This window comes from Micromonospora ureilytica (assembly GCF_015751765.1).
GTDB lineage: Bacteria > Actinomycetota > Actinomycetes > Mycobacteriales > Micromonosporaceae > Micromonospora > Micromonospora ureilytica.
In genome coordinates this window covers 1662519-1683262 of sequence record NZ_JADOTX010000001.1, presented here as the reverse complement: position 1 = coordinate 1683262, position 20744 = coordinate 1662519, and the positions used below count along the sequence as shown (strand labels likewise).

The window sequence follows — 20744 nt, the reverse complement described above, 5'->3', positions numbered from 1 at the left end:
TCAGGCCCGCATCCGCCCGGACACGGCGATGACGAGCACCAGCGGCACGATCAGCAGGGCCGGGGCGACGACCGGCAGGTGCAGGGCGACCAGGGCGCCGACCGCCGCACCGACCATGAGGGCCAGCAGCACCTGGGCCTTGGGGCGCAGGCTGGCCCACGGGCTGCGCGCGGCGACGCCGGCGATCAGGCTGGTGAGCGTGCCGGTCAGGTACGTGGAGGACAGGCCGGACACGCCGAAGCGTTGGATCGCACTGCTCTGCACGCCCAGCGCGACCGCGGACAGCATCAGCAGCGCCAGGTGGACGCGTGCGTCGGCGGTGTGGAGGGTGACCTCCCAGACGACGGCGAACACCACGAACACCGACAGCTCCAGGACCAGCGCCCAGGTGACCCGCCGTGGCCAGACCGGATCGTCGGGCTGCGCCGAGCCGACGACGCGGGCGCCCGCGAGGACACCGACGATGAAGCTGACGATGGCGCAGCCCGACGTCAGGGCCAGGTCGGCCTCGCCCCGGCCCGCCGAGAGCCCGAGCAGGACCATGTTGCCGGTCATCACGCTGGCGAAGGCGCCGCCGAGGGCGAGGAAACCGAGAGCGTCGGCGCTCCCGGTCAGGAAGGTGAGGACGACGACGAGCGCCTGCCGTCGCCGCAGCAGGCGCTCGTCTCGGCGCGGGGCGACGCGGGGGTGGGTGACGCGGGGCGCTGTGCTCGACACTGTCGGCCACCTTCCATTGATTGTTCTTCGTATACACTTTGTCCGGACACGTTCACGGAGAGGCGACCAGGTGGCTGAAGACCTACGGGACAAGCTCGGCGCGCAACACCTACCGCTGCGCGATCAGGTCCTCGGCGCGCTGCGGACCGCCATCATCGACGGCGACTACCTGCCCGGGGAACGGCTGACCGAGGACCGCCTCGCGGAGGACTTCGGCGTCTCCCGCAACCCCGTCCGGGAGGCGCTGCGCGTCGCCGAGGCCGAAGGGTTCGTCGTGATCCTCCCCCGCCGGGGAGCTGTCGTCGCCGCACCGAGCAGCGGCACCATCGCCGACATGTTCGCCGTGCGTGAGCGCCTGGAGGCGCTGGCCGCCCGGCTGGCCGCCGAGCGGGCGACCGCGGCGGACGTGGCGTCGCTGCGTGCCCTGCTCGACCAGGGCCGCGAGGCGACACAGCGGCAGGACCTGGCCCGGGTCGCCGAGCTGAACAGCACCCTGCACCTGCGCATCCTCCAGATCAGTGGAAACCCCTGGCTGTCGTCGATCGCCAAGTCGCTCTACCTCCATGTCCAGTGGATCTTCCGGCTCGGGGCGGCCGAACGCGCGCCACACTCGTGGGCCGAGCACATCCAGCTCGTCGACGCCATCGAGTCAGGCGACGGTGACCGCGCCGAGCGGGCCGCGCTCGACCACCTCGACGCGGCATCCGCCGCTGCCTACGAGAACGCCGAAGGCGGCTACGGCGCCCGCTGACGGCCGCACCGCCGGGCCTCCCGCTAACGGCCGCACGCGTAGCCCTGCATCCCCCGAGGGTTCGCACCGGCGGCCAGCACGCCCGTCGCCGGGTCACGGGTCACCGCGCAGAGACGACCGAGGCTCCACCCGTCGGTGACCCGCACCTCGTGCCCGTACGCCCGCAGCGCCGCCAGCACGCCCTCGTCGAGCCGGTCCTCCACCACCAGGACACCGGGCTCCATGTCCCGGGGATAGAACGACCCCGGCACGCTGACCGTGTGCCACGCCGGTGCGTCGATGGCCTCCTGGAGGCTCTGACCACCGACGAGGTGCCGCAGCAGGAACGGCAACTGCCACTGGTCCTGCTGGTCGCCACCGGGGGTGCCGCACGCCAACACCGGCTCGCCGTCGCGGTGCACCATCGTCGGGCTCAACGTCGTACGCGGCCGGCGACCCGGCGCCAGCGACGAGGCGAGCCCCTCCTCCAGCCAGAACATCTGCAACCTGCTGCCCAGCGGGAAGCCGAGCTCCGGAATCGTCGGAGAACTCTGCAACCAGCCACCGCTGGGCGTCGCGGAGATCATGTTGCCCCAGCGGTCGACCACGTCCACGTGACACGTGTCGCCGCGGGTCACCCCGTCCGACTGCACTGTCGGCTCTCCCGTCGTGGCATCCGTCGGCCCGGTACGCCGCGCGGCACCGGGCCGGACGTGCGCCGGCAGGCGCGGCTGCGCCCCGTCCGGACACCCCGGCCGCAACTCCGCCGACGCACGATCGCCGATCAGGGCGGCCCGCTCCCGCGCGTACTGCGGGGAGAGCAGCGCCTTGGCGGGCACGTCGACGGCGTCGCCGTACCAGGCCTCCCGGTCGGCGAAGGCGAGCTTGAGGGCCTCGACCTGGGCGTGCACGCCCACCGCGGTCCCCGGGTCGTACGCGCCCGGGTCGTCGAGGGCGTCCAAAGTGGCCAGTGACTCCAGCAGCACCGGACCCTGACCCCAGAAACCGGTCTTCGCCACCGAGTAGCCCTGCCAGTCAAGGGTGGCGGGTGCCTCCCAGCTCGCCGAGTACGCGGCCAGGTCGTCGCCGGTGACCAGCCCGGCGTGCGGGCGGCCGCTGGAGTCCTGGAACGGTCGCCGGCTGAACACGTCGATCGCCTCGGCGACGAAACCCGTGCTCCAGGCCCGACGCGCGGCTTCGATCTGGGCCTCCCGGTCGCCACCGGCCGCCCGTCCCGCCTGGACGAGTCGACGCAGCGTGTCCGCGTACGCCGGGTTGGTGACCATCTCCCCCGCGGCAGGTGGCCGGCCGCCGCGCAGCCAGAGCGCGGCGGACGTGGGCCAGTGTTCCTCGAACAACGACCGGACGGCCGCCACTGTGTCACCGACCCGGCCCACCAGCGGGTGTCCGGCGCCGGCATAGCCGATCGCCGGCTCCAGCACCTCGGCGAGGGTGAGCGTGCCGTGCTCGCGCAGCAGCAGGAGCCAGGCGTCCACGGCGCCGGGTACGGCTGCCGCGAGCGGCCCCGCACCCGGGATGAGGTCCATCCCGAGGGACCGGAAGTGCGCGATGGTCGCACCGGCCGGTGCCGGCCCCTGCCCGCACAGCACCTTCGGTCGAGGGTCCTGTGCGGTGGCCACGATGGCCGGCACCTCGCCGCCCGGCCCGTTCAGGTGCGGCTCGACGACGTGCAGGACGAACCCGGCGGTGACCGCGGCGTCGAAGGCGTTGCCGCCGCGTTCCAGGATGCCCATCGCCGCCTGGCTGGCGAGCCAGTGCGTCGAGGACACCATGCCGAAGGTGCCCTGCAGCGTGGGTCGGGTGGTGAACGTCATGACAACACCTCACTGGGATCTGCTGTGCGAACGTCGGGACCGGTGCCGTCCGGCCGGACCAGGTGGCAGGCGGCCATGCCGTCGCCGATGGCGGTCTGCGCCGGCACTTCCGTCGCGCACCTGTCGAACGCGAGCGGGCACCGGGTCCGGAACCGGCAGCCGGACGGCGGGTCGAGCGCGGACGGCAGGTCGTCGCCGAGCAGCACCGGCTGACGGTGGCGCTGACGCACCGGGTCGGCCACCGGCGCGGCGGACAGCAGAGCCTGGGTGTACGGGTGGGCGGGCCGGGCGAAGATCCGCTCCCGGCTGCCCGTCTCGACGAGTTGACCCAGGTACATGACCGCGATGTCGTCGGCCAGGTACTCGACCGCGGACAGGTCGTGGGTGATGAAGAGGCAGGCGAACCCGATGTCGCGTTGCAGGTCGGCGAGGAGGTTGAGCACCGACGCCTGCACTGACACGTCGAGCGCGCTTGTGGGTTCGTCAGCGATGAGCAGCATGGGCTCGGAGATCAGGGCCCGCGCGATGCTGACTCGCTGGCGTTGCCCGCCGGACAACTCGTGGGGATAGCGACGGGCCACCTCGGCGCGTAGGCCCACCCGTTCGAGTTGGGGAGCGACGCGCGCGTCCCGGTCGCGCCGGGAGATCCGTTTGCCGGCCAGCCGCAGCGGCTCGGCCACGATCTCGCCCACCAGCATGCGCGGGTCCAGGGACGCGGCCGGGTCCTGGAAGACGATCGACACCGCGCCGCGATGGGGACGCAGCCGCCGACGGGACAGGTGGGTGACGTCGGTGCCCGCGATCCGGACCGTGCCCGCTGTCGGTTCGACGAGCCGCACCACGCATCGGCCCACAGTCGACTTTCCGGAACCGCTCTCCCCCACCAGGGCCGTGACCCGGCCGCGCGGGATGGTCAGGGACACCCCGTCCACGGCACGCACCGGGCCGAAGTGCATCACCAGGTCCGCGATCTCCAGGGCGTTCGGCTGCGGCGTCATCGGTTCGCCTCCTGAGCTGCCGTCGGTGCCGTCGGTGCCGTTGTGCAGGGGTGCCAACAGGCCGCGACGTGGTCGGTGCCGCCGATGTTCTCCAGGGGCGGGGCGGCCGCCCGACACTGCTGGTCGGCGGCCGGGCACCGGTCCGCGAAGGTGCAGGCGTCGGGTTGGCTCGCCAGGACGGGCACCAGCCCGGGGATCTCGGTCAGCCGGTCCGTGCCGGCGTGCCGGCCCGGCTGCGGTGACGCCGACAGGAGCCCGGCCGTGTACCGGTGCCGTGGGTTGGCGAACAGGTCGTCCACAGGTGCCCGTTCCACCACCCGGCCCGCGTACATGACGACGACGCGGTCCGCGATGTCGGCGATCACGCCGAGGTCGTGGGTGATGATGAGGACGCTGGTGCCGAGCCGGTCGCGCAGGTCCCGCAGCACCTGGAGGATGCCGGCCTGGACGGTGACGTCCAGCGCGGTGGTCGGCTCGTCGGCCACCAGCACCTTCGGGCCGCAGGCCACCGCCATCGCGATCATCACGCGTTGGCGCATGCCGCCGGAGAGCTGGTGCGGATAGCTGTCGACCCGCTGGGCGGCGGACGGGATCCCGACGAGCGTCAACAGCTCGACGGCGCGTGCCCGCGCCGCCCGTCGCGACATCCGCTCGTGGACCTGGAGCACCTCACCGATCTGCCGTCCGACGGTGAGCACCGGGTTCAACGACGTCATCGGCTCCTGGAAGATGTACGCGATCTCCCGGCCACGGACCCGACGCAGGGCCGATTCGCGGGCCCCGACCAGCTGCGTGCCGTCCAGGCGCACCGAACCGGTGACCCGGGCGCTGCCCGGTAGCAGCCCGGCGATGCTCATCGCGGTGACGCTCTTTCCGCACCCCGACTCGCCCACCATCCCGACGATCTCCCCGGCAGCGAGGTCCAGGCTGACACCGTCGACAGCCGAGACGGTGCCGGTCTCGGTCGGGAACGACACCGACAGGTCGCGAATCTCCAGCACGGGCGCGGAGGCTGTGGTCATCGCCGGTCTCCCTTCGGGTCGAGGGCGTCGCGCAGGGCGTCACCGAAGACGTTGAACGCCAGCGCCAACCCCATGATCACGACACCGGGGAAGACGGCGGCCCACGGTGCGCGGGCGGCGAACTGCTGGGCGGTGGCCAGCATGGTGCCGAGACTGGGCGCCGGGGGCTGGATGCCGAGGCCGAGGAAGGACAGCACCGCCTCGCCGAGGATCGCCGCCGGGATGGCGACAGTGGCCTGCACCAGGATCACCGAGGTCGCGTTCGGCAGGATGTGCCGGGCCAGCACCCACAGATCACTCGCCCCGTCGACCACGGCCGCCGCGACGAAGTCCAGTGACTTGAGGCGCAGCGTGTCCGAGCGGACCACCCGGATCACCCCGGGGATCTGGGCGATACCGATGGCCACAGCGGCGTTGCCGAGGCTGGCACCTCGGATGGCCGCCAACCCCACCGCCATGATCAGGAACGGGAAGGCGAGCAGCAGGTCGGTGAAGCGCGAGATCACCGCGTCCCAGGCTCTGAAATAGCCGGCCGCGAGCCCGAGCGGCACCCCGATGACCAGCGACGTGGCCACCGCCAGGAGCCCCACCTGCAACGACGCCCGAGCGCCGAGCATGATCCGGGAGAGGACGTCCCGGCCGAGGTCGTCGGTGCCCAGCAGGTGCCCGGCGGTGCCGGGAGGCGCGAACGTGCGGGCGAAGTCGGTCTGGTCGACCGAGTAGGGCGCGAGCCAGGGCGAGAGCAGCGCGACGACACCCGCCAGCGCGAGCACGACGAAGCTCACCACGGCGAGCGGGTTACGACGCAACCGCCGCAACACCCGGGTACGCCTGGTGATGCTGGCGGTGCCGGTCTCCGCCATCGGTACGGTGAGGACGGTCATGCCGGATCTCCCGTCACCCGGATGCGTGGATCGATGACCGAGTAGAGCAGGTCCACGAAGAAGTTGATCACGATGTAGGCCGCCGCGGTCAGCAGGACGACGGCCTGGATCACCGGGTAGTCCCGTTGGAACACCGCGTCGATGGTCATCTTGCCGAAGCCCGGCAGCCCGAAGATCTGCTCGGTGACGACCGCGCCCGAGATCAGCCCGCCGAGTTGGAGGCCCACGACTGTCACCACCACGATGAGGCTGTTCCGCAGGGCGTGCCGGGTGATGACGGCGCGCGGTCGCAGGCCCTTCGCCTTCGCCGTCCGCACGTAGTCGGAGGAGAGCGAGTCCAGCATCGCCGACCGGGTCTGCCGCATGATGATGGCGGCGAGGCCGGTGCCGAGGATCACGGCCGGCAGGACGATGTGGTGCAGGTTGTCCACGGGGTCCTCCAGGATCGGCACGAAGCCGGAGGCGGGGAAGAGCCCGGTCGCCACGGACAGGTAGAGGATCGCGAGCAGCCCCAGCCAGAAGTGCGGCACCGACAGGCCGATCAGGGCCAGGCCGTTGGCGAGCCACTCCGCCGGGCGTCCACGACGGACCGCAGCGATCACCCCGGCGCCGACCCCGAGCGCCGCCGCGATGAGGATCGCCAGGACGGACAGCTCGACGGTCACCGGCAGGGCGGTCGTGAGCATCGACGAGACCGGCGTACCGGTGCGGATCGACACCCCGAAGTCGCCCTGCGCCATGCGCTCCACGTACTGGACGAACTGCACCGGCAGCGGCTGGTCCAGCCCGTAGTGCCGACGGATGGCCTCCAGGGCCTCCGGCGACCGGTCCTCCCCGGCCAGCGCCAGGGCCGGGTCGCCGGGGAGTGCCCGTACGCCGACGAAGACCACGATCGTCGACAACAGCAGGGTCAGCGCCGACTGCCAGGCGCGGGTGAGCAGATATCGGGCCACGACGGCCTACTTGCCGAAACCGGCGAAGGCCGCCCGGATCACGCCGTCCGGGAAGACCTGCAGGCCCTGGATCTGCTTGCTGACGGCCGTCAGGTTGCGCTGCCGGTAGAGGTAGATCAGGGCGTCGTCCTGCTGCAGCACTGTGACCGCCTGCCCGTACAGCTTCCTGCGCTGCTCGACGTCGCCGGCCTGGCGGGCCTGGGTCAACAGGGTGTCGAGCTGCGGGTTGCTGTAGCCGGCGACGTTCTGGCTGGCGCCGGTGCCGACGAAGTTCGTGATGTTGGCGTCCGGGTCGATCCGTCCGCTCCACCCCAGTTGCAGCAGCTCGAAGTTGCCGCGGTCCTGCTCGTCGAGGAGCGAGGAGTACTCCACCGGGTTGATCTTCAGGTCGAATCCGCCGTCCTTGACCATGGACTGCAACGCCTGGGCGAGGCGCAGCGTGTCGGGGGTGTTCGAGGCGAGCATCGTCACCGCGTACGGCGTCTGCACCTCGGCCTCGGCCAGCAGTTGCTTGGCCTTGGCGGGGTCGTGCGCCGGGCAGGTCTGGGCCTCGGCGGACGAGAACGTGCTCGCGGGCGAGATCGGGGAGCAGGCGACGGCGTGCAGACCGTTGAAGACCGCGTCGACAAGGGCCTTGCGGTCGATGGCGTGCTCGAAGGCCTGCCGCACCTTGGCGTTCTGCGCGAGGGGGCGGTTGATGGGCTTGGCCGCGGTGCCGACGCCGTCGACGTTGCCGACGTTGATGGTCAGGCCCTGGTAGCCGAGGGACTGCGACTGGAGGACGGACACCGCCGTGTCCTGCCGGAGCGAGGCGACGTCCTGGGTGGAGACCGAGTCGGCCACCTGCGCGTCGCCGGAGCGCAGGTTGGCGGCGCGGATGCTGGCGTCGGTGAGGATCCGCCACGAGATGGCGTCCAGGTGCACCTTGCTCGCGTCGTAGTAGTTAGGGTCCCGCACGACCTCGATGGAGTTCTGCGGCACCCGCTTCGCGAACTTGAAGGGGCCGACGCAGACCGGCGCCGAGGCGAAGTCGTCACCCCGGGTCCGCAGCGCCTGGGCGCTCATGATCATGCCGGCCCGGTCGGCGAGGGCCCCGAGCAGCGGCGCGAACGGCTGCTTCAGCCGCAGGACGACGGTCTGCGCGTCCGGGGTGTCGACGCCGTCGATGGGGCCGAGTTCGCTCTTGCGCGCCGACCGGGCGTTGGTGAGGTGGCGTTGCAGGGTGGCCTTCACCGCTGCCGAGTCGAACGCCGTGCCGTCCGCGAAGCGCACGCCGGGCCGCAGCGGAATGGTCACCGTCCGGCCGTCGCCGCTCGTGGTGGGCAGGGCCGTCGCGAGCTGCGGTACGACCTGCGCCTGCTCGTTGACGTCGTAGAGCTTCTGGCACATCGCCTGGAAGACGTAGCGGGAGTAGAGGCTTCTCGACAGCGTCGGGTCCAACGCGTCGGGCTCGGCGGAGAGGGCGATGACCAGCTTGCCGCCCTGCTTCACGGCGGCGGGGTCTGCGGGCGTACCGAAGGAATCCTGGCCTGCCGACTGGTCGCCGCCGGGTTGGCCGCCGCCTCCGCTGTTCGACACCGGCGAGCAGGCGACGACAGTGCAGACGACGGCGGCCGCCACGGCGGCGCGGAGCACCCGGCGGCGGGGCAGGTTCGTGTCGCGGACGGAGAGGTTCGTCATGGAGAGCTCCTCAAGTGGGCGATTCGGGGAGCGTATGTTGTATACGATGACCGCCGCAAGACCTCCATGAATGGCCCGATGGGCACCTCGGGTGCCCTGAACAAGCCCGCCCGGTGATCAGCTCGCGGGCCGCGTCCGGCCGCCCCGTACCAGGCTGACAAGGACGGCCAGGGCGAGCACCGCCACCACCGCGCTGAAGATCTCGCCGGCGGGTCGCAGCCCGATCGACTGGATCAGCAGACCGACCCCGACCGCGGGCACGCCGAGCATGGCGAACAGGATGGCGAAGAACGTCGACACCGCCTCGGCCCGGTGCTGCGGCTCGGTCTTCATCGTGATCGTCGCGATGCCGTCGCCGACCGCCACCCCGGACGCGACCCCGATGATCGCCGCGCTGACGAGCAGCGTCGCCAGCAACGCCATCCACATGCTGAACGCGAGCAGACCCGCCCCCACGACCAGGCCGACACACGCGCTGGCCAACGCGGCGCGCGAGGACAGCACGCGGGTCAGCAGCTGACCGAACGCCGCGCCGGCGAACGCCACGAAGACCACCAACGCGGCCACGGTGTGTGAGGTCTCGTGCAGGACCATGCCGAGGAACAGCCCGCTCACCGACGTGAGCACCCCGAGAGCGGCGAAGCCCGCGCCAGCGGTGATCGCCGAGCGGACGAAGGCGCCGCGAATGGCCGCCGGCACGTGCAACCGCTGCACCCGCAGGGTCACCGGCGAGCGCTCCCGGACCGTCTCCGGCACGCCCCGCAGCGCGATGATCGCGATCACCGCCAGGATCAGCACGATCACCCAGGGCAGCCGGAGCGGTTCGGGCGCCACGTCCGAAACGATCCCGGACAGCAGGGTGCCGGTGGCGAGGCCGCCCAGGTTCGCGAAGATCGACACGGTGGCGGCACGCTTCGGGTGCCGAGGGTCGATCAGCTCCGCCAGCGCCGCGGTCGCCGCACCGATGATCAGCGCGGCGGACAGCCCGGCGACGATCCGGCCCACGATGATCATGGCCAGGTCCACGGCGGCCAGGAACACGGCGTCGGCGGCGACCGACAGCAGCAGCGCGATGAGGATGACCGGGCGTCGGCCGATCTGGTCGGAGAGCCGACCGAAGACCAGCAGCCCGACGACGACTCCCAGCGCGTACAACGCGTAGACCACTGTCACCGTCAACGACGAGAACCCGAACTCCATCTCGTAGAGCGGATAGAGCGGGGTCGGCACTGTGGTGCCGACGAGCGTGATCCAGAACGCGAACGCGACACGCACCGCGCCGGACGTGGATGCGGACCGTGTCACCCGTACAGCATGGATCCCGGTCCCGAGTCGAGGTGCGGTAACGGACCTAATCGCCCGCATCAGGTGGCACGGTGGGAAGCGGCCCGCGCAGGACCGCCTCCCACCGCGTACTCCTAGGAGTTGTACGCCTGCGCGGTCACCGTTACCTGCCGGGCGAGGCCCGACCGCGCGGGCCAGGAGATCCGTACCTCGCGGGTCTCCCCCGGCAGGAGCCAGAAGTAGTTGTCGTCGTAGCGGGCCGGCAGGACCCGCTTACCGCGCTGGTCGCGCACGGCGAGCCGCACCAACGCGGCGACCGTACGACCCTGGTTGCGGACCGTCGTGGTGACCGTGTTGCGCCCGTCCACGACGCGCACGGTGCTCGACGACGTCGACAGTCGGGTGCTCGGCACGTCGTTGAGCGCCCGCAACTGCTCGGCCTTGTCGTAGCGCCAGTAGGTGTTCTCCGCGAGCAGCCGGTCGCGGCTGTCCCGCAGCTCCAGTCGCACCAGGTGCAGCCCGCCGCCGTCCGGCGCGGCGAGCGGGAAGACCGCCGTCGTGGCCGAGCGGGCCACGTCCACCCGCTGACGCTGGGCCGCACCCAGCGACCGACCGCTCAGGTCGTACCGTCGGGCGCTCACGGTGACCCCGCTCAGCGGCGCGGCGGTGTGGTTGACCACCCGGACCTGCCAGGTGCCCGGGTCGGCCTGGACGTGCACCGGCTCGCACCCCTTGCGGGCGCCGTAGTAGGCGCCGTTCACGTCGAGGTCGTAGTCGTAGGTCTGCCAGACCGTGCTGTGCCACGCCGGGTGCGACATCCACAGCAGCAAACCTGTGGCGTCCTGCCACAGGTTGGCGTTCCACGCCTCGAACATGGCGCGGTGGCTCTCGTAGTTGACGAACTGCGCCCGGGTGGCGAACTCGTCGAGCGAGTCGGACTCACCGAGCCGCGCGTCGATCGCCGCCTGGTACGTGCCGACACGCTGGTTACCGATGGTCGACCAGTCGTGGTAGTTCCACACCTCACCGATCGGCCACTCCGGGGCGTCACCGACGAGGTTGCGCATGCTCTCGACCACCGACACGACAGGCATGCCGATCTCGGTGTGAAAACCGAAAGCGCCGGTGTCGTACGTGTTCTTGTTGTTGTACGTCGCCGGCTCCACCCAGTGGTAGGGGCCGTGACCGCTGACGATGCCGCCGGCCGAGTTGGGGATGTAGAGAATCTCCGGGTGCTCGGTGGCCGCAGCCTGCTTGAGCCCGGCGTCCACGATCGGCGGCGGGTCACCCTCGTTCGCGCCGCACCACACCACGATGCTCGGGTGATGGCGGAACCGCCGGATCGTGTCGGCGGCGATGTCGACGTAGCCGGGCGGGTTGGGCAGGAACGCGCCCGCCTGCCAGAAGTCGTTCCACACCAGGATGCCCTGCTCGTCGCAGGCCTGGTACAGCTCCTCGCGGTTGCTGCTGCCGAGCCAGTTGCGGATCATCGTGAAGTTCATGTCGCGGTGCATCTCGACCGTGTCGGCCAGCCGGTCGGGCAGCACCCGACGCAGCAGCTCGTCCCAGCCCCAGTTGCCGCCCCGGGCGAACACCGGCACACCGTTCACGCTGATCTTCAGCTGGGTGACGGCGTTGCTGACCGACTTCACGTCGGTCCACCGCTGCCCGTCGTCGGAGACCTGGATGACGAAGTCGCGCGCGTACGCCTGCTCCCAGACGATGGTGACCTGGTCGAAGCTGACCGGAGCGCCGAGGTCGACCTGGATCCACTGGTTGTCCTCGAACGTCGACGACCACCGGGTCCGGGGGTTGCCGTCGACGGCCCGGTCCGGCCCGTTCGAATCACTGTCGTACGACGACGCGGTGGCGGTCCGGCGCAGGGCCAGGTCGACGTCCGGCTCGGCCTGCCGCTGCACCGAGAGCGCCCACATGGACACGCCCCAGGACGTCACCCGCGCGCCGGTCTGGATGCGCAGATGCTGGGCGGTCTGGCTGGCGAACGTCTCGACCTGGGTGGCGCGGCTGCCCAGCGGGGTGTCGTTGCTGACCGACGTCACGTCGCTCCAGGCGTCCCCGTCGGCGGAGACCTGGACGCGGTAGTCCAGCGCGTACGCCTGCTCCCACACGATGGTGAGCCGGTCGAAGTCGACAGCGGCGCCGAGGTCGACCTGGATCCACTGGTTGTCCTCGGCCTGCGAGGCCCAGCGGGTCGCCGCATCGCCGTCGACTGCCCTACCGGGACCGTTGCCGTCGTTCTCCGAGGACGACGCGGTGGCGTCGCGGCCCAGGGCGAGATCCGGGCCGGTGCCGTCGGCCACCGACAGCGAGAACATCGAGATGCCCCAGCCGGTGGCGCGCTGGCCGGCCTGGACGCGCACGTGCCGGGCGTGCTGCCTGGCGAACGTGACCGTCTGGGTCGCCGCGCCGTCGACGAACTCCAGCGCCGGCTTGCCGGGCGGCGAGATGACGATCGGCTGGTGCCAGTCGTAGGCGAACTCGCGGACACCGAAGCGGAGCGCACGCCGGTCGCTGACCGAGCGCTTGACGGTGGCGGTGAGCGTCAGGTCGTACAGGTGGGGGTCGCCGTAGCCGTTGGGCCACCACAGCCGGGGGTTGCGCAGACGCAGCGCGCGGAAGCGCTCCGGTGTGAAGGTGACTGTGGTGCTCCCGCCGGCGGGGACGGTCACTGTCGACTCGACGCGTACCTTGTCGAACTCGGCGCGGACGGTGACAGTGGTGGCGCTGGCCGCCGCGTTGCGGACCGGCACCCGGATGGTGACCTCGGCGGTGTCGGTGCCGGGAAGATCGGGCAGCGTGGTCTGCACGTGCGGGTCGCCGATGACCACGGCGCCGGTGCTGCGCAGGCGGACGTGGTCCCAGAGGCCGCTGACGCGGTCGCGGACAGCGGGCATCCAGTCCCACCCGGACACCGCCAGGTAGGTCGGCGCGTCAAGGTAGTGGTGGGCCGACTGGAGGAAGGTACGACCGTCGGCGCCCTTGTCACCGGGGGTGCCCGGGTGCGGCATCGGGGTGACCCGGACGGCGAGGACGTGCTCGCCACGGTGCCCGGCCAGCGCGTCGGTGATGTCGAACGCCGCGCGGGCGAACGGATGCTTGACGCTGCCGACCTGCACGCCGTTGACCCAGGCGGTCGCCTCGTGGTTGATCCCGTCGAACTCCAGCCAGATCCGTCGGCCGGCCGAGGTGTCCAGGTCGCGCGGCAGCCGCAACGCGCGCCGGTACCACCAGGTGTGCCGGGACAGCGCCTCCGGGATGCGCATGTTGTTGAAGCCGGCCACCGGGTCGGGCAGGTGGCCCTGCTCGACCAGGGTGCCCAACACAGTGCCGGGCACCGTCGCCGGCAGCCAGGACCGGACGTCGACACCGGCGCGGGAGAGCTCGGCGCCGTCGGCGGTGCCGGCGAAGTCGTCCATCGTCAACGACCAGCCCGACTCCAGGGGCACCGTACCGTCGGCGGCGACCCGCAGCTCGGGGGCCGGGCCGGTGTTGCCGCCCTCCCAACTGGTCCAGCCCTCGGCCTTCGGTCGGCCGGCCAGCGGCACTCCGTAGACCTGGAAGCCGTTGAGGCCCACCGGGTTGCTGTTCGAGCGCTTCGTGGCGGTCATCCGGATCCACCGGCCGGTGACCGGCTCGGGCAGCTTGATGGTCTGCGCGCCGCCCTGGCCCTCGCTGGTCTCGTACACCGACCGCCAGGCACGGCCGTCGGTGGAGACCTCGATCCGGTACGCCGTCGCGGCGCTGGAGAGGATCTCGTCACCGTCGGTGTCGGTGTAGTTGCCGTCGAACGGCCCGTCGGTGAGCGTGGCCTCGAAGACCAGGGAGACGGCCTCGATCCGGCACGGCGCCTGGAGGTCCACGGAAATCCACTGCGGATCGCCGTTGGCGGCGCGCCACCCACTCCCCCGGACGCCGACCTGCGGCAGACCGTCCACGGCGAAGGTGGCGGGCGTCGGCGCGTAGTCGGTCGAGGAGACCGCCACCGGGCGGTACCGGGCAAGGTCGGTGGCGGTCGGGTTGGCGGTCGGGTTGGCGGTCGGCACGGCGGCGGACGCGAGGGCGTCCGGGAGGACCGCGGTCACCCCGACCGACGCCAGCAGCGTCGCTCCGGCGGAGAGGAAGGTACGCCGTGAGATCGGCGATGGCTCGGACATCTTGCCTCCAGACATGACAACGTTGTCAGATGGTGAGGGTCCGTGACAACGTTGTCAGATGGTGGCCCGATGTTTCCCGAGAGTCAAGAGCCGGAGTCCATCGTGATTCCCCGAACACGTTGCGCAGCTGTTCCACTTCGGACATCGGCGCGTGATCACGCTGGTCGGCAGGCGTGGCTGTCGCGCATCTCGACCGACTCCGCCTACTTCCCGGACGTGCTGCTACCCCTGCTGGTGATCGGAATCGGCCAAGTTGGCCCTGGCCCTGGCCCTGGCCGTTGTCGTGGCCTTGGCGGGCCGCCGTGCCAGCCGGGTCGCCGCTCTCCCCACCACCTGACCGTCGCTCGCGGCGCCCGAAACCGCGAGGGCTGCGGGGCCCAGGGCTGCTGGGGTTGGCGCGCTGCCTTTGGAGCTGATGTCGCAAACGATTCAGACCCCGAAACGCCTGTCGGCCAAGTCCGAAGCCTGCGCGAGGCCCGAAGCCCCTGGGCAAAGCCCGAAGCCCCTCGGCGAAGCCCAAAGCGCAACCTGGTCGGTGATGTCGCAAACGATTCAGCTCCAAAGGCGCCGACCAACACCTCCCCACCCCGCGCCGCGGAGGCGGATCGGACCGGAGGTCGCACGGCGACGACCACGTGCTCGCGCGGTCAGCTCGCCGGCCCGGCCTCGCGGCGCCCGGGGTCCCGAGGGTGGTATTCGGGTCGGAGCTTGGCGCTCGCGAACGCCGCCTTCACCGCCGCCGAGAGCGCGGCGATGTCGTAGGCGCCGTGGTGTCGCCGGCCGTTGATGAAGAAGGTCGGGGTGCCGGTGACGCCGCTGAGGTCGGCGGAGTCGACGTCCTCGGCGATCCGGTCCACGCCCATCCGCTTCGCCATGTGCTCCCGGAACCCGTCCAGGTTCAGGCCGAGCTGTTCGGCGTAGCCGAGCACGTCGGCGGGGTTGAGAGCGTCCTGGTGGGCGAGCAGCAGGTCGTGCATCTCCCAGAACGCGCCCTGCTCCCCCGCCGCCTCGGCGGCCTCGGCCGCGAGTTGGGCACGCGGGTGGACATCGGTGAGCGGCAGGTGCCGCCAGACGTACCGGACATTGGCGAAGTCGGCCAACAGCTCCCGGACCACCGGCTCGGCCTGCCCGCAGTAGGGGCACTCGAAGTCGCCGTACTCCACCACCGTCACCGGTGCCTCGAGTGACCCGCGCATGTGGTCGCGATCCGGATCGACCGGCAGCATCAGGTCGACGATCCCCTCGGTGACGCCCAGCAGCGCACGGGTCCGCCGCGCCGGCGAGAGCCGTCCGACGGAGCGGAACACCAGCCAGGTGACGACTGACGCGCCGAGCGTCGCCACGAGGATGCCGAACTTCGCCTCGTCCAGGGCCGGGCCGCTCAGGGCGTGGGTGGCGATCAGGAGCGCGACGGTGAACCCGATGCCGGAGACCGTGCCGACCCCTGCGACGGCAACCCAACCGACGGGTGGCCGGAACCGGTTGCCGCTCAGCCGGGTCACCAGCCACGCGGTGGCCACGATCCCGGCCGGCTTGCCGACGACGTAAGCGACCACGACACCGACCGTGACCGGGGAGGTCACGGCCCTGGCCAGCAGGTCGCCGTCGATCACGATGCCGGCGTTGACCAGCGCGAAGAGTGGTACCACCACGTAGCTCGCCAACGGGTGGTAGAGCGTCTGCAACCGCTCGTTCGGCGACAGCGCGGAGGTGAGGCCGGTGCGGGCCATCCGGGCGAGTTGCGGGGTGGGCTGTTCCCGGAAGAGGCGGAACTGGTCGCTGGCCCGCTGCAGGTCGCTGCGGCCCGGTGCGTAGGCGTAGGTCAGCAACCCCATCACCAGGCCCACCGCGACCGGGTCGACACCGGACATCGAGACGGCGAGCCAGGCCGCCACCCCGAGCAGCGCGTAGACCGGCCCGAACCGCACCCCGCAGCCCCGGACGAGCAGCACAACGCCGAAGATCGCCGCCGCGACGACAAGCGCCGTCAGCGACGGGTGATGCGGGTACGCGATGGCCAGCACCGCGATCGCCACCACATCGTCGACGACGGCGACGGTCAGCAGGAAACCCCGCAGTCGTTCCGAGAAGCGCGGCCCGAAGACGGCCAGCGCGCCGAGCGCGAGCGCCGTGTCAGTGGCCATCACCGCACCCCAACCCGCCGCGGTGGTCTGCCCGGCGTTGATGGCGAGATAGATCGCGACCGGCACGAGCATGCCACCGACCCCGGCCAGCATCGGCAACGCCAACCGACGCCGCTCCCGCAACTCGCCGATGTCGAACTCGCGCCGCAGCTCCAGCCCCGCGACCAGGAAGAAGAACGTCATCAGCCCGCTGTTGACCCAGAAACGCAGGTCATGTGACACCTGCCAGTCGCCGAGCTGGATCGAGAAGGAGGTGTTCCAGACCGACTCGTACGACGATTCGCTGAGGTTCGCCCAGACGAGAGCCAGCACAGCGGCGATCAGCACCACCCGGGCGCCGCCGGTCTCGGTACGCAGGAACGAACGCAGCGGGGCGTTGAACCGCCTGTCCCAGACGGTCCGGCTGGTCCAGCCCCGGGGCGTGTTGTCGCTGGTCACGGGGACAATCTTCGTCGACCTGACCGTCACGTGGTTCGGATTGCTACTCCTCCTCCGCGAACACGGCAGCGCGGCGCCGGCGAATCGTCGGGAGGACGGCGACGACGAGCGCGGCGAGGGCCAGGGCCAGCAGCGCCGCGGAGATCGGTCGGGTCAGGAAGACCGACGGGTCGCCGCGGGAGATGATCAGCGCCCGGCGCAGGTTCTCCTCCAGCAGCGGGCCGAGGACGAAGCCGAGCAGCAGGGGCGCCGGCTCGCACCCACACTTGATCAGGATGTAGCCCAGGATCCCGAAGAACGCGATGGCGTAGACGTCGTACGCGTTGGAGTTCAGTGAGTAGGTGCCGATCGCGGCGAACAGAATGATCATCGGGAAGAGCACCTGGTACGGAATCCGCAGCATGCGCACCCAGAGGCCGATCAGCGGCAGGTTCAGCAGCAGCAGGAGCACGTTGCCGATCCACATCGACGCGATCAGGCCCCAGAACAACGCCGGCTCGTCGTTGATGACGTTCGGGCCCGGGGTGATGCCGTGGACGATGAACGCGCCGATCATCAGTGCCATCACCGGGTGGGCGGGCAGGCCCAGGGTGAGCAGCGGGATGAACGACGTCTGCGCGGCGGCGTTGTTCGCCGACTCGGGGCCGGCGACACCCTCGATCGCGCCCCGCCCGAACTCCTGCGGTCGCTTCGAGATGCGCTTCTCGACGGCGTACGAGGTGAACGACGCCAGCACGTGGCCGCCGCCGGGCAGCACACCGAGAGCGGCGCCGAGACCGGTGCCCCGCAGGATCGGGGCGACGATCCGACGGCGGTCCTCGCGGGTCGGCCAGAGGTTGGTCACCCTGCTGACGATCGCCGTCCGGGTCTGCTCGTTCTCCAGGTTGCGCAGGATCTCGGCCACCCCGAACAGGCCCACGGCGACCGACACGAAGTCGATGCCGCCGTACAGCTCGCGCTGTTCGAACACGAAGCGGGGCGTCCCGGTGTAGATGTCCTGGCCGACCGTGCCGAGCAGCACCCCGAGCGCGATCATCGCCAGGGCCTTGAGCGCCGTGCCCCGCGCCAGCGCGATCGACACGATCAGGCCGAACAGCACGAGCGAGAAGTAGTCGGCGGGACCGAACTTCAACGCGACACTGGCCAGGGGCGGGGCCGCGGCGGCCAGCGCCACCGTGGCGACCGTACCCGCGAAGAAGGACCCGATCGCCGCGGCAGCCAGGGCCGGTCCGGCCCGGCCCTGGCGGGCCATCTCGTGCCCGTCCAGCGCGGTGACCGCCGCGGACGACTCACCGGGCAGGTTGATCAGGATCGCGGTCGTCGAGCCGCCGTACTGTGCCCCGTAGTAGATGCCGGCCAGCATGATCAGCGCCGTCACCGGCTCGAAGCTGAACGTGATCGGCAACAGCATCGCCACCGTCGCCGTCGGCCCGATGCCGGGCAGCACGCCGACCGCGGTCCCGAGCAGCACTCCCACGAAGCAGTAGAGGACGTTCTGGACCAGGAGGGCCGTCGAGAAGCCCAGCGCGAGGTTGTCGAGGAGTTCCATGGCTCAATCCGGGTCCCTCGTCAGAAACCCAGCCAGGGGCCCCACAGCGGGATCCGTAGCTGAAGTCCGACGACGAAGATGAGGGTGCTGGCCACTGTCAGCCCGGCGGCCACAGCCACTGCCGTGAGCAGCCGTACGCGGGCGCTGGCCAGCGTGGTGAGCAGTGCGGTCACCGCCGTCGTCGGTACGAACCCGAGGCGCCGGATGGTGAACCCGAAGAACAGGACGGCGACCACGATGACGGCGACCGCGCGCCACGGGACCGGTCCGAACGAGATCACCTCACCGGCGACGAGTCCCTTGCCGACGATCGCCAGGCCCAGGGCGGCCACGGCCGCGCCGACCAGCAACGGAAACGCGCCGGGGCCCATCCGGGTCGGGGTGCCCAGCTCATAGCCGAGCGCCCCCACCACGAATGCGCCACCGATCAGGACGAAGATTCCCCCGGCGAGAACGTCCGGGAACGACCGACGGCGCTCCACCTCAGGAGACCTTGACCCCGGAGTCGGCGATGATCTTCGCCCAGGTGCCGAGTTGCTCGTCGAGCTTCGCCCGGTGCGCGTCCGGGGTCGCGTCCTGGGCCGGGACCGGCGCGGTGCCCAGCTTGGCCATCTGGTCGATGACCCCCTGGTCGGCCAGTGCGACCTTCAGCGCCTCGGACAGCTTCTGGACGATCTCCTGCGGAGTGTCGGCCGGAACGTAGAGACCGTGCCACACGCTGACCGTCAGCTGCGGCAGCCCCGCCTCGGTGGTGGTGGGCAGGTCGGGAAGGCTCTTCACCCGCTCGGGCGTGGTGACCGCGTACGCCTTCACCTTCCCCGCGGCGATCTGACCGCTGGTGTTTGTGGTCTGGTCGCACATGAAGTCGACCTGGCCGCCGACGAGGTCGGTCAGCGCGGGACCGGTGCCCTGGTACGGGACCTCCTGGAGCTTCACACCGGTGGTGCTCTGGAACAGCAGACCGCACAGGTGCGACGCGGCGCCGATACCGGCGTTGGCCAGTGTGACCTTGTTGGCGTTCGCCTTCACGTGGGTCACCAGGTCCTGGAGTGTCGCGGGCGCGAAGTCCTTGCGGGCGACGATCGTCATCGGCACCTCGGTGACGAGCCCGACCGTCTCGAAGTCCTCCAGGGGCTTGTAGCCCAGGCTCTTGTACAGGGCGGGCGCCGTCGACATGCCGATGTGGTGCATGAGCACCGTGTAGCCGTCCGGTTTGGCCCGCGCGACGTCGCCGGCGCCGACCGTGCCGCCGGCGCCCTCGACGTTCTGGACGACGATCTTGCCGCCGAGCTTCGCGGCCATCGGCCCGGCGATCATCCGGGTGACAGTGTCCGTCGGGCCACCCGCGCTGAACGGCACGACGATCGTGATGTTCTCGTCCGGGTAGTTCGCGGCGTCCCCTCCGCCGGCGGCACCGCCGTTACCGGAACAGGCGGCGGCGAGCGAGACGACACCGATCGCGGCGATCATCCGCACGGTGGCCCGGTACCTGCTGGTCGTTCGCATAGGACGGCCTCCCCATCAGCGCATGGACATTCCTCGGTGCGTCGGTGGACCCAGTCTGGGCTGGTCGGGGCACGGGTGGTGTCAGAAAAATCCCAAGAAGCAGGGCCGGCACGAGCGCCGACCTGGGCCGTAGAATCCGCTGGTATGCGGATAACCGTCATCGAGGATGACGACCGCGTGGCGAGGGGTCTGGTGACCGTCCTGACCCAGGCGGGCTTCGAGGTCCACCGCGTCTCCACCGCCGCGGAGGCCGTGCGTGCCGCGCCGTCCGACGTGGTCCTCGTCGACCTGGGTCTTCCCGACGGCGACGGGCTCGACGTGATCCGCAAGCTGCGTGACCGCCCGCAGACCGCCGTCATCGCGGTGACCGCGCGATCCGAGGAGCACGAGCGGGTCCGTGGCCTGCGTGCGGGCGCCGACGACTACATCGTCAAACCGTTCGGCATCCCGGAGTTGCTCGCCCGGATCGACGCCGTCCTGCGGCGCACCCGCGCCGCTCGCGCTCTCGGTCAGACCGACGAACCGCTCGTCCTCGGCCCGATGCGGATCGGCGTCGGCACCCGCGAGGTCAGCGTCGACGGCACGCTCGTGCCGTTGACCCGCAAGGAGTTCGAGCTGCTCCTGCTGCTGGCCCGGCGGGCACCCAACGTGGTCAGCCGCGACGTCATCCTCGACCAGATCTGGGGCGCGACCTGGGAGTCGTCGAGCCGTACCCTGGACACCCACATCGCCGCGCTACGGCACAAGCTGCGGCCGGACGTGGTCATCCGGACGATCCACGGCGTCGGCTATCGGCTGCTGGCCGACCAGCCGGAGCTGATCGGCTGAC

General features: G+C 71.0%; 15 protein-coding genes. 2 read left to right on the top strand and 13 right to left on the bottom strand.

Annotated elements, in window-relative coordinates:
• A complete protein-coding gene (locus tag IW248_RS07360; RefSeq protein WP_167493032.1) occupies positions 1–717 on the bottom strand; it encodes a YoaK family protein in 717 nt (238 codons plus the stop codon).
• Positions 718–787: 70 nt separating this feature from the next.
• On the opposite strand from IW248_RS07360, the gene IW248_RS07355 reads away from it, so the two are divergent.
• Complete coding sequence (locus tag IW248_RS07355) at positions 788–1468, top strand: GntR family transcriptional regulator (protein WP_196926270.1); 681 nt, start codon at positions 788–790, stop codon at positions 1466–1468.
• 23 nt (positions 1469–1491) lie between these two features.
• On the opposite strand, the gene IW248_RS07350 is transcribed toward IW248_RS07355, so the two are convergent.
• The 12 genes from IW248_RS07350 to IW248_RS07295 form a co-directional block, all read right to left on the bottom strand.
• The gene (locus IW248_RS07350) at positions 1492–3282 is read right to left on the bottom strand and encodes a gamma-glutamyltransferase family protein (protein ID WP_196926269.1); all 1791 of its coding nucleotides are present in this window, start codon (positions 3280–3282) and stop codon (positions 1492–1494) included.
• Positions 3279–4280 (bottom strand): ABC transporter ATP-binding protein, encoded by a 1002-nt coding sequence (locus tag IW248_RS07345; protein ID WP_112678145.1) that lies wholly within the window; start codon positions 4278–4280, stop codon positions 3279–3281. Before IW248_RS07345 ends, IW248_RS07350 begins: the two co-directional genes overlap by 4 nt.
• On the bottom strand, positions 4277–5302 hold the full coding sequence (locus IW248_RS07340) for an ABC transporter ATP-binding protein (protein WP_196926268.1): 1026 nt from the start codon (positions 5300–5302) through the stop codon (positions 4277–4279). The genes IW248_RS07345 and IW248_RS07340 overlap by 4 nt, the downstream gene beginning before the upstream one ends.
• On the bottom strand, positions 5299–6186 hold the full coding sequence (locus IW248_RS07335) for an ABC transporter permease (protein WP_124820475.1): 888 nt from the start codon (positions 6184–6186) through the stop codon (positions 5299–5301). Before IW248_RS07335 ends, IW248_RS07340 begins: the two co-directional genes overlap by 4 nt.
• On the bottom strand, positions 6183–7139 hold the full coding sequence (locus IW248_RS07330; protein WP_196926267.1) for an ABC transporter permease: 957 nt from the start codon (positions 7137–7139) through the stop codon (positions 6183–6185). Before IW248_RS07330 ends, IW248_RS07335 begins: the two co-directional genes overlap by 4 nt.
• A 6-nt stretch (positions 7140–7145) precedes the next feature.
• Positions 7146–8819 carry an ABC transporter substrate-binding protein gene (locus tag IW248_RS07325; protein ID WP_196926266.1) on the bottom strand — a complete coding sequence of 558 codons (1674 nt, stop codon included), beginning with the start codon at positions 8817–8819 and terminating at the stop codon, positions 7146–7148.
• A 117-nt stretch (positions 8820–8936) separates the two neighbouring features.
• Positions 8937–10124, bottom strand: a complete 1188-nt coding sequence (locus IW248_RS07320) for an MFS transporter (RefSeq protein ID WP_196926265.1) — start codon at positions 10122–10124, stop codon at positions 8937–8939.
• A 113-nt stretch (positions 10125–10237) separates the two neighbouring features.
• On the bottom strand, positions 10238–14278 hold the full coding sequence (locus tag IW248_RS07315) for a discoidin domain-containing protein (RefSeq protein WP_196926264.1): 4041 nt from the start codon (positions 14276–14278) through the stop codon (positions 10238–10240).
• 647 nt (positions 14279–14925) lie between these two features.
• On the bottom strand, positions 14926–16860 hold the full coding sequence (locus IW248_RS07310) for a Na+/H+ antiporter NhaA (RefSeq protein WP_196926263.1): 1935 nt from the start codon (positions 16858–16860) through the stop codon (positions 14926–14928).
• A gap of 43 nt (positions 16861–16903) precedes the next feature.
• Positions 16904–18409: a tripartite tricarboxylate transporter permease gene (locus tag IW248_RS07305; RefSeq protein WP_196926262.1), complete on the bottom strand. Its 1506-nt coding sequence runs from the start codon at positions 18407–18409 to the stop codon at positions 16904–16906.
• A gap of 20 nt (positions 18410–18429) precedes the next feature.
• A complete protein-coding gene (locus IW248_RS07300; RefSeq protein ID WP_196926261.1) occupies positions 18430–18891 on the bottom strand; it encodes a tripartite tricarboxylate transporter TctB family protein in 462 nt (153 codons plus the stop codon).
• Position 18892: 1 nt separating this feature from the next.
• Positions 18893–19915, bottom strand: a complete 1023-nt coding sequence (locus IW248_RS07295; RefSeq protein ID WP_196926260.1) for a tripartite tricarboxylate transporter substrate-binding protein — start codon at positions 19913–19915, stop codon at positions 18893–18895.
• A gap of 144 nt (positions 19916–20059) precedes the next feature.
• On the opposite strand from IW248_RS07295, the gene IW248_RS07290 reads away from it, so the two are divergent.
• Positions 20060–20743 (top strand): response regulator transcription factor, encoded by a 684-nt coding sequence (locus IW248_RS07290; RefSeq protein ID WP_196926259.1) that lies wholly within the window; start codon positions 20060–20062, stop codon positions 20741–20743.
• Position 20744 lies beyond the last annotated feature (1 nt).

Excerpts from the sequence above, each read along its gene's own strand:
- IW248_RS07325 (WP_196926266.1), bottom strand. The coding sequence starts at position 8,819 with ATGACGAACCTCTCCGTCCGCGACACGAACCTGCCCCGCCGCCGGGTG.
- IW248_RS07345 (WP_112678145.1), bottom strand. The coding sequence starts at position 4,280 with ATGACGCCGCAGCCGAACGCCCTGGAGATCGCGGACCTGGTGATGCAC.
- IW248_RS07315 (WP_196926264.1), bottom strand. The coding sequence starts at position 14,278 with ATGTCCGAGCCATCGCCGATCTCACGGCGTACCTTCCTCTCCGCCGGA.
- IW248_RS07305 (WP_196926262.1), bottom strand. The coding sequence starts at position 18,409 with ATGGAACTCCTCGACAACCTCGCGCTGGGCTTCTCGACGGCCCTCCTG.
- IW248_RS07295 (WP_196926260.1), bottom strand. The coding sequence starts at position 19,915 with ATGCGAACGACCAGCAGGTACCGGGCCACCGTGCGGATGATCGCCGCG.
- IW248_RS07335 (WP_124820475.1), bottom strand. The coding sequence starts at position 6,186 with ATGACCGTCCTCACCGTACCGATGGCGGAGACCGGCACCGCCAGCATC.
- IW248_RS07340 (WP_196926268.1), bottom strand. The coding sequence starts at position 5,302 with ATGACCACAGCCTCCGCGCCCGTGCTGGAGATTCGCGACCTGTCGGTG.
- IW248_RS07290 (WP_196926259.1), top strand. The coding sequence starts at position 20,060 with ATGCGGATAACCGTCATCGAGGATGACGACCGCGTGGCGAGGGGTCTG.
- IW248_RS07350 (WP_196926269.1), bottom strand. The coding sequence starts at position 3,282 with ATGACGTTCACCACCCGACCCACGCTGCAGGGCACCTTCGGCATGGTG.